We start from the raw sequence: 15,069 nt of genomic DNA on the forward strand, positions 1-15,069 counted from the left end.
AAATGAATCCATGACCTGAGCACGGTTTGCGACCGTATCCGCCCGGCGCACTCTCCTCGCCCTTTCTGCTCCACGGAACGCTGCCGTTCTGATACCCGAGGCAGACAGGCCCAGCAAAGGCAGCGCCTGTCGGTAAATGAGCGTTTTTTTTCATCTCGGGGACCGTGCTCCGTCCCCACGCTCAGGGGGCATATTCTGCCGGTGCCTGATCAAGTGACCCGGTAGAAAATGCCAGGCTGGCCGCCGCGATCAGGGCGGCGTAATAGGCATCGGAATGACTGAGGGTCGCATCCAGAAGGCCGTTCTGGGCCATGGATGTCTGTATGATGGACCCCACACCATTGCGATAGGCGGCATACGCTGCATCGAACGCTGTCCGTGTCGCAGCCTCCAGCCTGCCGGATGCGCTGTAGGCGCTCAGACTGGTATGCAGGGCGTTTTCTGCCGCCACGATCTGCTTGACGGATGCATCCACCGTTTTCTGTAATGTGGCGCTGGCGCTATCCGCCCGGTCCTGCGCCTGCCTGAGCTGGGCCGCCCGCATGCCGCCATCAAAGATCGGTACGCTGATCCCGCCCAGAATCACGCTGCTGAGCGCATTGGAAGACAGGTTGAGGGTGGGCGGACTATCACTGCCGACCCCCGGCACGGAAGACAGCGCCAGCCGACCGGTGGTATAGGCAACATTGCCAGTCACGAAGATCTTGGGCAGGAATTCGCTCCTGGCTGCGGTAACCTCACTTTGGGTGGCTTTTACGCTGGCGTAAGCCGCCAGTACATCCGCCCGGCGTGCAACCGCCTGCTGGACAAAGGCATCACTCAGTCGGGTATCATCCAGCGTAAGGGGCCGGTCCGATACATTCTCGGTCTGCAGGCGGGTGCGGGGGGAAATGCCCATCGCATTGACCAGTTCCAGATAGGTATTTTCCACATCGCCCTGCGCCTGCACAAGACGGAGTTCGGTCTGGGCCGTGGCCTGGCGGGCCTGTGTCGCATCCACGATCGTGCCCTGCCCATGTTTCAGCCGCGCCTGTGCGGCATCCTCCACCCGCCGGGCATTTTCCAGCGCCTGTTCCAGCCAGCGCACGCGGGAAGCCGCCGCCGCGTGGGCATAGAAGGCGATGGTAACACCATAAATGATTTTCTGGTGGGCGGCGGTAAACAGGATATTGGCCCCGATCTGTCCCTGCCGCATCGCGGCCAGCACGGCTTCACGTTTGCCAAAATCAAACAGAAGCCATTCCAGTCCTACCGTCTGGATTTCACCCGCACCTGAACCGGCGTTGCGAACGCCACCGACAAGATTGTTGAAACTGGTCACCCCGCCATTGAAGGCATCGCCCGCCGCGCCGCCATTGCTGATGGAAGGGTTGTCACCATTGTTGCGGGTGTGATTGTAGCCGCCCACCACAGTTGCCGTCAGCCGGGGCAGGTAGGTGCTTCTGGTAATGCCCACAGCCAGAGCCGCATCGCGCGCCGTATCCCACGCCCGACGCGTATCGGGGTTGGCCGACTGGGCAATGTCAATCAGTTCTGCCAGCCCGTAGGCATGCCCGGCCTGTGCGGTAATGGCTGTATCAGGAGGCCGCACCTGAATCTGGCTGTTGGAGGGCAGGGTGAAACCCGGTGGCATCAGCAGCCCATGTCGGGCCGCACGACCGGGCTGGATTTCGCCGCTGGCGGTCTGGCTGGGCTGCCATGGGCTGTCCGGACTGGCCGGGGCACTGGCCAGTTCATGCGTGGCGCACCCGCACAGGACAACAATCGCGCAGCCGGCCAGTATGGAAAAAGCATGACGGTTCATCGGGCGCTGTGTTCCAGTTGTTCGATCTGTGCCGCCGTATCAGACGGGGCGTGGCCCAGCAGCGTGGTGCCCAGACATCCGGCCTGCGCCAGCGTGTCGCGCCATGTTATAAGCTGGGTATTGCGCCGGTCCGCATCGTCGCCCGGGGGCACCGGTTCGGCCCGGGTGTATTCTACCGCCAGTGCCGCAGTTTCCATCGCGCCCTGTACCCGGGCAAACAGGGCTTCGCGATGCTGGAGAACAGGCGCATCCGCCTGCCGGCGCAGGAGGCCGAACAGGGCTGCAAGTTTCCCCGGTATCGCATCACGCGCACTGGCGGGCCAGAAACTGGTGAAGATGGCGTACGTGATGAAATTGCCGATCATGATTCCTACAATACGGTCCCGCGCCGTCGCCATGTCACTGGTTGGTCCATAGCCCTTGAGATCGGTCAGGTAGAAGGCAAGACCAATCTGGAAACCGGCATAGGCGATCCGTGCATCACCTGTCTTGATCCATGCTCCGAGCAGGGAAACGACAAAGACAAGAACCAGAAAACCCGTAATGCCATCCAGGTGCGGCATGACGAAAATGATGCCCAAGATCCCGATCATACCCCCGATCAGCGCCCCGGTGATGCGCAGCGTCAGTTTGGAGATCATTTCGCCCATAGTGGGGAGCGCCACGATGAAACAGGTGATGACGCAGGTATGGATGCCCGGCCAGTCCAGCATCTTGAACAAAAGATAGCTGCTCATGACCGCAGCCGTGCCCTTGACCGCGAAGCGGACATGAGTGGGGCTGGTGAATGCATCAGGGACAAAGAAACCTGCAGAACCGCCCGTTTTTTCCGGTTGCGCTCCGGCAGGCGTTGTAAATGTCGGCAACAGGGCCGCAAGGTCATGCAGGATGGCGCTGTCCCCAATGGGGGCGGGAAGGGGGATATCGACAGGATAGTCGCCTTCTTCGAACATGGCCGCCATATCGCCCAGTGTTGCGACCAGTTCGGGCGGTGCGGTAGCCTGCGCGCGTGCTGCATCAATCGACAGCGCCAGCACCGCGACACTGGCATTGGCGGCCTGCTGCAGGCAGGCAAGGTTATGGGGGGACCAGACCTTTTCCAGTCCCGCCATTTTCACATTGCCCATCATTTCGGCAGACCCGGCGCGTAGCAGACCCGTGGCATGGTCGATCAGCCTGTCATCAGGGTTCCGCAGCAGGCTAATGGACAGGTTGAGACGCGCTGCAATGCCATCGGTCAGAACCGTTTTGGGCGAAGGGCAGATCAGCAGCCCGAGCACGACCATCACCGCGCCGGGCACGGCGAGGAACAGATCGGTATACAGCACGGCACGGGTCACGATTTCACCCACCGGTACCTGATCAATGGCGATCAGCGCATACACGACGGTCAGGCCGAGCACGTAGGCGACTGGCCTGAGCCTGCTTGCCGAGCCCAGAAAGAAAAAGCCGAACGACAGAAGCGCAATGATGATGACCAGCCCCATCGGGTGGTCCAGCGTCAGACGGACCAGCCCGAACACGAAAGCCAGCAGGAACACGACGAAGATGTTGAGGCCCACTGCCGCCAGCACATTCGTCACCCGGTCTTTCTGCCACAGCGCCATGGTCACCAGAGCAGGCACGGCCAGATCGGGCACCTGCCATATTTCCCCCACCAGCACGGTGGTGGTACACCCCGCCGCCATACGCAGGGCATAACCCAGCCGACCGGGTGCCGGATTACAGACCAGCGCCCACAGGCGCGACAGGGACAGACCATGGGGCATGCCCGTGCGCGCCCCCTGTGCGGTAGGGACGTTAGTGGCAGGCGGCGCCATAACGGATCTCGACGGTAGCGGTGGCGCCCATGCGCAGCAGGGCAGGGCGGATGTCATCGAGCCGGATCCGGACCGGAAAACGCTGGGCGACGTGAACCCAGTCCATCTGCCGTGGCACGAGGGGCAGCATGCGTGCAAGGCCGGTCGTATCGGCGGACATGACGCCCCACCCAATGCTTTCCACATGGCCCCGCAGGGGGGTGTGGCGGTCGATCATGGAATAGACCGTAACACAGTCACCGGGATGAACGGGGGCAAGGTCGACTTCCCGAATGGTGGCGGTCACGTACCATGCCTCATCCACAATCAACGTAAACAGCACCTGTGACGGGGCCAGCACTTCGCCCGGCTTTACACTGAGGCTGGTCACGTACCCATCCGCAGGCGCGGTGACAACTGTCTGGCGCAGTTCGTAACGGGCATGGTCCAGCATCGTCTGGCTTGCGGCCTGTGCGGCCTGTGCGCTTTTCAGATCACCCACGGCCATATCCGCCGCTTCCGACTGCTGTCGCGCCTGTGCCAGCGAGACCTCGGCATCACGCAGGGCAACGCGGGCCTGGTCGTATTCCTGCCATGGAATATAGGACTTACCGGCCAGCGGCTGCAGGCGCTCGGTCGTACGGGCTGCAAGGTCACGGTTGGTCCGGGCGCGGGTCACCTGGTCACGCGCGGCGGCGGCGGTTGCCGTTTTAACGCCAACCAGCCGCTTCTGGTTCTCCACCTCCGCGCTGGCAAGGTCCAGATTGGCCTGCGCCTGCTGCACGCCCAGCATGTAAGGCTCGGGATCGAGACGGTACAGCACATCGCCCTTATGAACATGCTGGTTGACCTGAACCGGAAGGTCTGCCAGCCGTCCACCAACCGTTGAGGCGATATGAACCAGTTCGGCATCAATGCTTGCGCTATCGGACCCGGGATAGGCATTTTCCCGGTGAGCCACATAAAAACCCAGCACGACGGCAGCACCGATGCAGCCTGCGGCAATGACCATGCCAAGCGGCTTCCTGCCTGAAATACGGACGCGCTGCATCATCCGGGTCCGAAGGCCACCAGCCAGACCGCCAGCGCGGCCAGGATACCCAGTGCAACATAGGTAAAAAGCCGGAAGCTGAGGATGGCATCCACCCCGATCAGCACGAATACCACCCGCAGGCCCAGCGACACCGCAACCCCGGTCAGCCCGCACACCATCCATGCCGGGAAATAGGCGCCCACCACTGGAAAAGAGGGCGCCCCGCGGAATGCACATCCCCCAAGCAACAGGGGAAAAAACGGCAGGATCGTTAGTGGGCGCACTGATATCATGACAGGGGAAAAATCTTCCTCAATCGTGTCGGAAATTCCCTGTTATCATATTTTCTATTAAAAAATAGTCACAAAAATATTTCTATTCCAGATTATTTAAATATAAACAAATTGTTAATTCAGTCCATTGAATGGATTGACCAGCGTCATTTTGTTAAGAACGATTTTCCAAAAACCATCCGCAAAGCAGTGCTGAAACATTCTGTCGCCAACCAGACAGCGCACCGTATCGCAACGCGTTATGACTGCAACGCCCAGATATTCTGCCCGGCCAGATAACTTGCGACAATCATAATTTTTTAAATACTATATATTAGTTCAATTCTTAATAATACAAATATCAAAATAAAATACATATTTTTACTTATTAAATACGTTTCCAACAACTGATGTAACAACCATAGCCATCACGCCCCAGAATATCACCCGCAACGCTGGACGCCAGGGTGCCGTACCTCCAGCCAGAGCGCCGACAGTCCCCAGAATTGCAAGACAGATCAGCGAAACAATAGAGACACTCCATGATACCAGCCTGAGCGGTGATACCACGACCGTAAGCACCGGCAGTATGGCACCAAGCGCAAAGGCACATGCGGATGCCAGGGCAGCCTGTATCGGACGCGCCGCCGTTGCCTCGGAAATACCCAGTTCGTCACGGGCATGGGCACCCAGCGCATCATGTTTCATCAAGGCGACGGCGACCCGATGCGCCAGAAGATCATCAAGTCCACGCTGACGATATATGCCAGCCAGTTCGCTGACTTCAGAATCCCAGCTACTACCGAGCTCCCTTTTTTCACGGGTCAGATCCGCCTTTTCCGAATCTGCCTGGGAACTGACAGACACATATTCCCCCGCGGCCATGGACATGGCGCCAGCTATCAGACTGGATATGCCAGCCAGTAGTATTCCAGCCTGCGATGTATGGGCACTTGCAACGCCAATAATAAGGCTGGAAGTAGACAGTATTCCATCATTTGCCCCAAGAACGGAAGCCCGCAGCCAGCCCAGACGGGCTGTTGCATTTACCTCTCCCGAACCAGATATGCCCTTATCAATTACGCCCATTGGATATATTCCCGGTAATGAACATGCGCTGCAGAACATTGTCGTGCAGGATGAAGTCATGAAAACACGCCGCCAACACGTGGCCGGTGGCCAAGGCCGATTTCCATCATGGTCAGCCCATACAGGCTGTATTCCACGCTGCGGGCCAAGCGGACATCTGCCGCCCCCACCCGATCCGCCACGTGATGCGGAGGGGCAGGAGCGGCACCATTCCCGCCGTCAGGTGGCTGACCACAAGCTGTGTGATGCAGTGGATTATGGAACAGGCCCCATATATTTGTGCTTATGAACTGCCGCATGATGATTGCCGCACGGCTCCAGTGAAAAAGGACTGTCGGTGCGTCATAGCGTATGCGTGCGGAGAATGTTTCCTGCATCATGCCAGTCCTCATATCAGTTCTACATGACGCGAAACTGAACGCGCGGTCTCAGGCCAGGCCGGAAGCTGGGATCACATCCGGGTCGGGGAAAGTAATGCGGGCACCAAACCCCCTGCCTGATTCCGGCAGTGGGGAACGCAGGCACACGGTCGCATCCATCTGCCGGGCAATATTGCTGGCAATCGTCAGGCCAAGACCGCTACCGCGCGTGCCAGTCCCGCCACGCACGAACGGGCTGGTCAGCCGCGCCAGCATGTCCGCCGCCAGGGCCGGACAATCGTTGATGATGTCAATGCTACCATCTGGCAGGACGGTCACATGCACCGGAATGTCACCCACCCCGTGCAGCAGCGCGTTTTCCAGCAGGTTACGTAGCATGATGCCAGTCGCATCCATGTCACCATGCACGAATATGTGGCTGATCCCGTTTACGGTCAGGATGATTCCACACCCGTCACGCGGGTTCTGGTCCAGATCGTCCGCCAGCACACGCAGCACGGTCAGGAGATCGAAGCGGTTACGGCGGAAGGCAACACCTGACGAGGCACGTGAGAACTGCAGCAGTTTTTCCACCGTCCGTCCCAGTCGGCGCGTCCGGTCGGCAATGATATCCACCCTCCGGCCGGCCTCCGTTTGCGGCGATACCATGCGGCCCAGCATCTGCACCTGCGCCAGCAGGGCGCCAAGCGGGTTGCGCAGTTCATGCGCGGCGCTCGCGGCAAAGGCCCGCTCGGTGGAGAGCGCCGTTTCCAGACGGGCCAGAAGGGTATTGACGGCATGCTGGATGGAGACGAGTTCCACGGGCAGGTCAAGCAAGGGGATGGGCCGCAGGTTGCCGCTGCCACGCGATTGCATTTCATCATGCAGGCGGTCAAGCGGACGCAGGGCACGGCGCACGATCACGCGCACCAGCAGCCAGATGACAGGCAGGAAAACCAGTATCGGCACAATGGCGATCGCCGTTGCGCGCCACGTCGCCCCCCGACGGTGCAATGTCGGCTCCCCCACCAGCACACGATAGGCCGTGTCGGTCGGGGCTGCGATATAGACCCGGAAACGGGTGGTATCGACAAACCCGGTATGGATATCGGGCACAAAGGGCTGAACCGGTGCATTCTGTGAACGCAACACCACGTGTCCGGACTGATCGACTACCTGATAGGCAAGTGTGCGCGGTCCCACACCGGGCACCCAGGCAACAGTATCCCGTGATCCATGAGGCTGTGTAGCGATGGTGGCCTGCAGCCGTTCGGAGACCTCCTGCAGAGAATTGTCCAGCCGTTCCGTTATTTCGTAGCGGGTAAAGCCTGCAACGGCGAGGCTGAGAGCCAGCAGGCTGAGCGTCACCACGCTCAGGACACTGCTGACAATGCGGGTGGCAAGGCTCCAGTTCTTCATACTGTTTCACCCGCAGTCAGGCAGTATCCACGGCCACGGACAGTCCTGATCACCGTGTTGCCCACCTTTTTGCGCAGGCGGCTGACGAAAACCTCGACAGTGTTACTATCCACATCCTGATCCAGCGCGTACAGGGCCGTGTCGATCTGCTGGCGGGAATAGATCCGCCCCGGACTGCGCGACAGCAGTTCCATAATGGCCCATTCCCGTGCGGTCAGGTCCAGCACCCGCCCGTTGCGCGATACCGAGCGGTTTTCCCGGTCGATCGTAATCTCGCCAATGCGATAATGGACCGGCCTGTGCGGTGCGGCATAGCGCCGCGCCACGGCAGCGATACGGGCCACGAGTTCGTTCAGGTCGTAAGGCTTGACAATATAATCATCCGCCCCTTCCGACAGGCCGGCAATGCGGTCGCTGATCTGGTCTTCCGCCGTGGTGATGAGGATGGCGATATTCGATGACGTCCGGCGGATGTCACGCAGCAGGCTGCGCCCGCTGCCATCCGGCAGGCCAAGATCGAGCAGCATGAAATCATAATCCACGATGGCCATGGCCGCGCGCGCGTCCTCCAACGTCATGAACCAGTCCACTGCATGCCCGTCCAGACGCACGCGCTCCTGCACAGCCACCCCAAGGTCATGTTCATCTTCCACGATAAGGATACGCATCAGTCCTGAACCTTCTCTCGCATGACCCGGGCGTAAAGCGATGGCAGCACCAGGAGTGTAAGCAATGTGGACGTAACCAGCCCGCCGATCACCACGCTGGCCAGCGGGCGTTCGACTTCCGCCCCGGCGCTGTCCGACAACGCCATGGGGAAAAAGCCAAGGCTGGCGACAAGGGCCGTAGCCATAACGGGACGAAAACGGGATCCGGCGGCGGCAAAGGCCGCCTGTGCCACCGCCATGCCGCCCGCGCGCAGGGCTGCGATTTCGCTGACCAGCACCACCCCGTTTAGGATCGCCACGCCAAACAGTGCAATAAAGCCGATGCCTGCAGAAATGCTGAATGGCAGGCCGCGCAGTGTCAGCGCCACGATGCCGCCGGTCGCCGCCACCGGCAGGTTGATGAATACCAGAAGCGCCGGCCGCACCGCGCCAAACGCCACCACCAGCAGGGCAAAGATCAGGCCAAGGGCAATGGGCAGGACGATCTCCAGCCGCAGCACCGCTGATTGCAGGTTACGGAACTGGCCATCCCACTGCATGGTATAGCCTGCGGGCAGTTTTACGTCCCGCATCACGCGGGCCTGTGCTTCGGCCACGTAGGACGCAAGATCGCGCCCGCGCACATTGGCCTGCACCACCATGCGCCGACGCACCCGGTCCCGGCTTATACGCGGCGGGCCATCGACTTCATGCACATGCGCCACCTGTGAGAGCATGACACTGCCTTGCCCGTCCATACGCCGGACCTGCAGCGCACCAATTGCGGCAGCCGAGGTCACGCGCTTCGGGTCAAGGCGCACCTGCGTGCTGATGATGGCATTGTCCACCATCACCGGCCTTGTGCCGATATGTCCGCCGACTGCCTCTACCGTATCCAGAATATCCTGCACCGCCACGTTACGGCTGGCAGCCTGCGTACGGTCGATATCGGCCACGATCAGCGGCACGGTGCCATCGCCCGCTGCCGCCACGTCCGCCGCACCCTTCACGCCGGACATTACGGCCACCACCCGGTCGCCCAGTTCGGCCAGCGTTTTCAGGTCATCTCCGAAGATCGAGACGGCAATCTGGGTGCGCACACCAGAGAGCAGGTCGTCCATGCGCATCTGCACCGGCTGGCTCCATGAATACAGTGCATCGGGCAGTTCGCGCCGCAGGGTGTCGTCCATCACGGCCACAAGCCCGGCCTGCGTGCGGGCAGCTTTCCATGTGGAGGATGGGTTGAGAAAGACGAAGCTGTCGGTCTCGTTTACCCCCATCGGATCGGTCGGGATGGCGGATGTGCCAGTATTGCTGATTACTGTCCTGACCTCGGGGAAGCGGCGCAGGATCTGCTCCTGCTTCGTGACCGACGCCAGCACGGTGTCGAGCGCGGCCGAGGGCAACCGCGTGGTGGTGACCGCAAGCGCCCCTTCATCAAGCTGGGGTATGAATTCACCTCCCAGTTGTGTGGCAAGAACAGCCGATACAACCAGCACCGCGATCGTACCGCCAAACAGGATGCCCGGATGCGTCTCGCCCCATGTCATCATGCGCGTATAGGGGCGGCGCAGCCATGCGATCAGCCGTGTATCGCCCGCAGGCTGCACCCGCCCCAGCGTCAGGCTGGCCAACACGGGAATGCAGATGAAACAGTACGCAAGCGAGGCCAGCAGCGCCATGATGACCGTCTGCGCCATGGGGCGGAACATGTGCCCCTCGATCCCCTGCAGGGTCAGGATGGGCAGGTAAACCATGATGATGACCAGTATGGCGAACCCCACCGGGCGCATGACCTGCCGTACGGACGAGACCACGAGGGGCATGAATTCCACATCCGGCTCCTCCTCCCGTCGGGAGAGAACATGCTCGATCACCACCAGCGAACCATCGACGATCATGCCAAAATCGATCGCGCCAAGGCTGAGCAGGTTGGCCGAAATCCCGAACTGTCGCATCCCCGCCATGGCGCAGACAAGGGCCACCGGAATGACCGAGGCAATGACGAGGGCCGCCTGCCAGCTCCCGATCACCACCACCAGCACGCCCACCACCAGCACCGCGCCCATCAACAGGTTGTCGCGCACGGTAGCAATGGTCTGCCCGGTCAGGGTGGCGCGGGTGTAGTAGGGTTCCAGCGTTACGCCTGCGGGCAGTGCCTGCCTGATACCCGGCAGGGCACGGTCAATCGCGGCAAGGGTGGCGTTGGAACTGGCCCCACTTTCCATCATCACCACGCCGATCACGATTTCGCCTTGTCCATCGCGCGTGACCGCCCCCAGCCGGGTACGTGCGCCCGTGGTGACACGCCCGAGGTCGCGCAGGCGTATGACCGAGCCGTCCGCATTCGTCCGCACGGCGATGTTGCCAAAATCTGCCAGACTGCCCACCAGCCCACGCCCGACCACGCTCTGCTGTTCGGCATGATGCGTGATCCAGCCACCACCGGACGCGGCATTATTCTCATCCACCGCGCGATAGACCTCACCGACTGAAAGATTGGCCCCGATCAGCCGTGCCGGATCGAGCGTGACTTCATAGGTTTCCTCGGCCCCGCCATTGACGTTGACATCCACCACGCCGGGAACAAGGCGCATCTGCGGCACCACGGTCCAGTTCATGATGCGATTGAGTTCCATGAGCGAGCGCCCTGCGCCCCGGATCTGGAACTGCATGATCTCACCCATGCCGGTAGCCAGCGGCCCCATGCTGATGGTAATTCCGGGCACGGATATGTTCGAACGCGCCTGCTGCATGCGCTCGTTTACGCGGGTACGGTCAAGGTTGATGTCGGTGTCATCGGCAAACTGCACATACACCACCGACACCCCGCCACGGGAGACGGAGCGCAGGTCGGTCATGCCGGGAATGCCGGTCATGCTGGCCTCGACGGGAAAGGTGATGAGTTTCTCCACTTCCTCCGTCGCAAGGCCGGGCGCGACGACCGAGACAAGCACCTGACGGGGCGAGATATCGGGCACCGCCTCCACCGGCAGGCCCAGCACCGTCATGATGCCAGCCGCCAGCAGCACGAAAAGTCCGCCCAGAACCAGCATACGCGCACGTAGCAGGGCTTCAAGATACCTGCGCGCCATCACTCCGTATCCATCCCGGCAAGGCCAATGACCGAACGCAGGGCGAAACTGCCATGCCCTACGACCGGCTCGCCCCCTTTCAGGCCGGAGCGGATGACTGCCCGTGTTCCGTCATCCAGCGCCACATCGACCACGACGGGCCGGTAATCGGTTTCGCTCACCCGCACGAACACGATGCTATGCCCGTCAATCTGCTGGCAGGCTTCGGACGGCACGACAATGCCCGCAACGCTGTCGCGCTGTGCCAGTGTTGCATCCAGCACCATGCCGGGCATCAGTGTGCCGACCGGGTTGGGCACGGTGCTTATGACCCGGACCAGCCCGGTCAGCGGACTGGCCATGCCATCCACCGTGTTGATACGCGACGGGAACGGGCCATCTGCCGCCTGCGTCACCTGCTGGCCGCCCGGCGCGATCCGCGCCGCCTGATCGGGCGGGATATCGGAAACGATCCGTACGCTGGACAGGTCCGCCACGGTCGCCACGTCCATGGTCGGGTCCATGTCGCCCGCCACCGACGTATTGATTGCCTGCACCATGCCATCGACAGGGGAAATCAGGGTCGAGGTCTCATCTTCCGTGCCGTGGCTGTCCTGTTCCGACGATGAATTAAACTCTTCCGCGAAACGGTGGCCCAGCGTGTCCACGTCCGCCTGTCGCGCGCGCATTGTGGCGTCAGCCTGCGCCAGTGCATCCTGCCTGCGGCGCAGTTCGGCCATCGGCAGGCTTTCGCCCGCCAGTGCCTTGGCCCGTTGCACGGCGCCCGCCGCATCGCTCCGGGCCGCGATGGCAGCGGTGAGTGTCGCACGCATCTGGACCGCCTGCAGGCGCGCGACATGCAGGGAATGGTCCTGATAACGCAGCAGCGCCTGTCCCCGCCGCACGGGCGTTCCCGGCTGCACCAGCACCACCAGCACCTTGCCGCTGCCAGCGGGGTGGATATGCACGACCCGGGTCGTATCAGGCATGACCCGGCTTATGACCGGCAGCATGGGCGCAACCCTGCCGGGTACTGCCGTGGCGATGGTAATACCCTCGTTTACTACGGCAGCCCCATCCAGTTTCACGATAGGAGGCAACGCCCCGTCCGTGGCATGGGCTGACGGGCAGGACAGGCCCAGAATGAACAGGGCAGGGGTGAGCCGCTTCACGGTACGATCCCGGTTGCGATCAGCATGCGGATGCTGGCGACATGCCATTCCACCTCGGCCCGGGCGCTGGCCAGCCGGGTATTGGCTGCTGTCTGCCGGGCACCAAGCGCCGTATCCAGGCTGGCTTCGCCCAACCGCCAGGCCCGTTCCTGCGCCTCGGCCCGCTTCTCCATGTTTTCGGCTGCGGTGCGGGTGGCCTGCCGCGCGGTGGTGGCTGCGATCAGACGTTCACGTACCCGCATCATTTCCAGATGCACCATGCGCCGCGCCTGCGTTTCTTGACTGGTAGCCGAAGCCAGCCGGTTGCGTGCTTCGGCCATGATGGGCGTGTTGCGGACCTCGCTGGGCAGGGGAATGCTGAAATTCAGCCCCACGCGGTCATCCCACGGGCTGCCGTACTGCTTTTCATGGATCGCATCCACGCCGATTTCCGGGTTGGGCATAAAAGAACGGTGCGCCAGCTTCATGTTAGCCTCAGCAGCTTCAACATTGCGATGCGCGACCCGTATGCGGGGATCATTGTCCTCCATGTCACGGGGCGCGATAAAACGGGCATGGGTGACGTCGCCTGCCCCATAACGCGCAAGATCCGGCACAACCGGACGGCCGAGGAGCACCTCCAGTGCAGCGGCTGCATTGTCGGCCTCCTCCTGCGCCAAGGCCAGTTCATTGCGGGCGTTCCCCACTGCCGCCTGCGCCATCTGACCATCGGCCGAGGCCAGTTCACCATCATGCACCGCCCGTGTTGCGCTGGTGGCCATACGTGCTGTCACCTCATACAGGGTATGGGCCACATCCGCCCGCGTACGGGCGATCAGGGCGGCGGCACCCGCATCAAGCACCCGGATGGACAGCGCCATGTGTTCGACATTGAGCTGTTCATCAAGCGATGCGGCTTCCGCACTTGCAACCTGTTGCGTGGCACTACCCTGTCCCGGCAGCCATAGCGGCACGGACACCCCGCCCTGATACGTTGTATAGCCTTCGTTACTGCCCAGCATGTGGTCATCCATGTATTCACCCGACAGGGTCGGGCCACCGGCAAACCATGACCCCGCCGCACTCGCGCGGGCACGGGCGGAATGGTGGCCGACCTGCAGTTCGGTGCGGACCGGATCGATCGCCCACGCCATGCTGACGGCTTCATGGAAGGACGGGCCGGACCGGGGCACCTGAGCCCGGGCCAGCACCCCCCATGTCAGGGCACCGGTCATGCCTACCGACAGGAGGGCGCGCATGACGCGCTTCATGCTTCAGGCCTTCATGGAATGACGGGACCACCATGGCTGATCCGTGCGGCCAGGTCACTCCACAGTCGCGCCATCATGAGGTTGATGCAGGACGAAACCGAAAAGGGAGACTGGGACCGCGCCAGGGGGGAGAGGGACATGCGCTCCCCTATGACAAAATGCCCCTGCAAGAACAGCCGGGCGGAAATCGATCCCTGCTGCCCCTGTCCCATGGGCCTCATAACGGAAATACGCAGATGAGGTGCTGGCTCAGCGATAAGGCTGAATGCGTGCAGTTCAGCCTCATCAGACGGGCACGCCACACCCTGCAGTACGACATCGCGCAGTACGGAATGGGGATATCCGCCATACATACCGTCCACATGCAAGCGAATGCCCTGCTGGACTGTCATGCATATGCCTTCCGCCCCGCTATCTGCCCGGGAGGGCGACACCATCAGAAAGAAAATACAGGCTGTATACAGGCTGCCGTACAATATCCTTCGCATAATACGCGTCTGTTTCCTGTAAAACGTATAATTCCTGCCATCACGACGATGACTTCCTACCGATAACAGAGAAACCTGACGCGAACCTGAATATATCATCTTCGAAATAAATTTATATTATGAAAATGATTATCGTTCTGATATTATTGCAGGATTTACGGATGGAAATTCATTGATAAAATATAATATTAGATAATTTTGAGGCATTTTATAAAGTATTGTTTATTATTCACAAATATTAACAACAAACATTACCTGACGAACGGACAGACAGCCCGATCATATACCCATTTATTCAAATAACGTTAAATTTACTACGGGAACATTAACCAAGTATAAGTATTTCCGATCCATTACGGCGCGCTTTCTGGTCATGTCCAGCAGCCGTTCTATAAAATAGGTCGGCGCAAGATACCGGAGACCGCGAGATCCCATGCTCCTCCATACGAATGGTATCCGGCACGACATTGTGCCTGATGTTTTTCAGCGCGGTAGAATACCGCCAGATTTTTTGCTGTTGTAACGAATAATCTGCAATCGCCCCACAACCCCAACCCGCCCATAACACAAGCCACAATGATGTCGGGCCAGCCTGTAGCCTCTACAGGGTCAAGACAGAATGCCGCGGGGCCATATAACCGACACGAAGGGAGAAACCATCCG

General features: G+C 60.8%; 12 protein-coding genes. All 12 read right to left on the reverse strand.

Features of this window, described 5'->3' with window-relative positions; all coding sequences use genetic code 11:
• Positions 1 to 181: 181 nt before the first annotated feature.
• Positions 182 to 1,804, reverse strand: coding sequence for a TolC family protein (locus KSAC_RS02875; RefSeq protein WP_102323644.1), 1,623 nt, complete (start codon positions 1,802 to 1,804; stop codon positions 182 to 184).
• A complete protein-coding gene (locus tag KSAC_RS02880; protein ID WP_132304113.1) occupies positions 1,801 to 3,624 on the reverse strand; it encodes an FUSC family protein in 1,824 nt (607 codons plus the stop codon). The genes KSAC_RS02875 and KSAC_RS02880 overlap by 4 nt, the downstream gene beginning before the upstream one ends.
• Positions 3,605 to 4,654, reverse strand: coding sequence for a multidrug transporter subunit MdtN (gene mdtN, locus KSAC_RS02885; protein ID WP_132306074.1), 1,050 nt, complete (start codon positions 4,652 to 4,654; stop codon positions 3,605 to 3,607). Before mdtN ends, KSAC_RS02880 begins: the two co-directional genes overlap by 20 nt.
• Positions 4,654 to 4,920, reverse strand: coding sequence for a YtcA family lipoprotein (locus KSAC_RS02890; protein WP_243705284.1), 267 nt, complete (start codon positions 4,918 to 4,920; stop codon positions 4,654 to 4,656). The genes mdtN and KSAC_RS02890 overlap by 1 nt, the downstream gene beginning before the upstream one ends.
• Before the next feature lie 369 nt (positions 4,921 to 5,289).
• Positions 5,290 to 5,997, reverse strand: a complete 708-nt coding sequence (locus KSAC_RS02895) for a VIT1/CCC1 transporter family protein (protein ID WP_132304117.1) — start codon at positions 5,995 to 5,997, stop codon at positions 5,290 to 5,292.
• A gap of 56 nt (positions 5,998 to 6,053) precedes the next feature.
• The gene (locus tag KSAC_RS02900; RefSeq protein WP_243705285.1) at positions 6,054 to 6,377 is read right to left on the reverse strand and encodes a hypothetical protein; all 324 of its coding nucleotides are present in this window, start codon (positions 6,375 to 6,377) and stop codon (positions 6,054 to 6,056) included.
• 48 nt (positions 6,378 to 6,425) lie between these two features.
• Positions 6,426 to 7,775: a sensor histidine kinase gene (locus KSAC_RS02905; protein ID WP_132304119.1), complete on the reverse strand. Its 1,350-nt coding sequence runs from the start codon at positions 7,773 to 7,775 to the stop codon at positions 6,426 to 6,428.
• Positions 7,772 to 8,443 carry a response regulator transcription factor gene (locus tag KSAC_RS02910; protein ID WP_132304121.1) on the reverse strand — a complete coding sequence of 224 codons (672 nt, stop codon included), beginning with the start codon at positions 8,441 to 8,443 and terminating at the stop codon, positions 7,772 to 7,774. The genes KSAC_RS02905 and KSAC_RS02910 overlap by 4 nt, the downstream gene beginning before the upstream one ends.
• Positions 8,443 to 11,517 (reverse strand): efflux RND transporter permease subunit, encoded by a 3,075-nt coding sequence (locus tag KSAC_RS02915; RefSeq protein ID WP_132304123.1) that lies wholly within the window; start codon positions 11,515 to 11,517, stop codon positions 8,443 to 8,445. Before KSAC_RS02915 ends, KSAC_RS02910 begins: the two co-directional genes overlap by 1 nt.
• Positions 11,517 to 12,716 (reverse strand): efflux RND transporter periplasmic adaptor subunit, encoded by a 1,200-nt coding sequence (locus tag KSAC_RS02920; RefSeq protein ID WP_408884738.1) that lies wholly within the window; start codon positions 12,714 to 12,716, stop codon positions 11,517 to 11,519. The genes KSAC_RS02915 and KSAC_RS02920 overlap by 1 nt, the downstream gene beginning before the upstream one ends.
• Positions 12,665 to 13,918, reverse strand: coding sequence for a TolC family protein (locus KSAC_RS02925; protein ID WP_132304127.1), 1,254 nt, complete (start codon positions 13,916 to 13,918; stop codon positions 12,665 to 12,667). Before KSAC_RS02925 ends, KSAC_RS02920 begins: the two co-directional genes overlap by 52 nt.
• Positions 13,919 to 13,929: 11 nt before the next feature.
• Positions 13,930 to 14,310: a hypothetical protein gene (locus KSAC_RS02930; RefSeq protein ID WP_132304129.1), complete on the reverse strand. Its 381-nt coding sequence runs from the start codon at positions 14,308 to 14,310 to the stop codon at positions 13,930 to 13,932.
• Positions 14,311 to 15,069: the final 759 nt, after the last annotated feature.

It is taken from the genome of Komagataeibacter saccharivorans (assembly GCF_004348195.1).
Lineage (GTDB): Bacteria > Pseudomonadota > Alphaproteobacteria > Acetobacterales > Acetobacteraceae > Komagataeibacter > Komagataeibacter saccharivorans.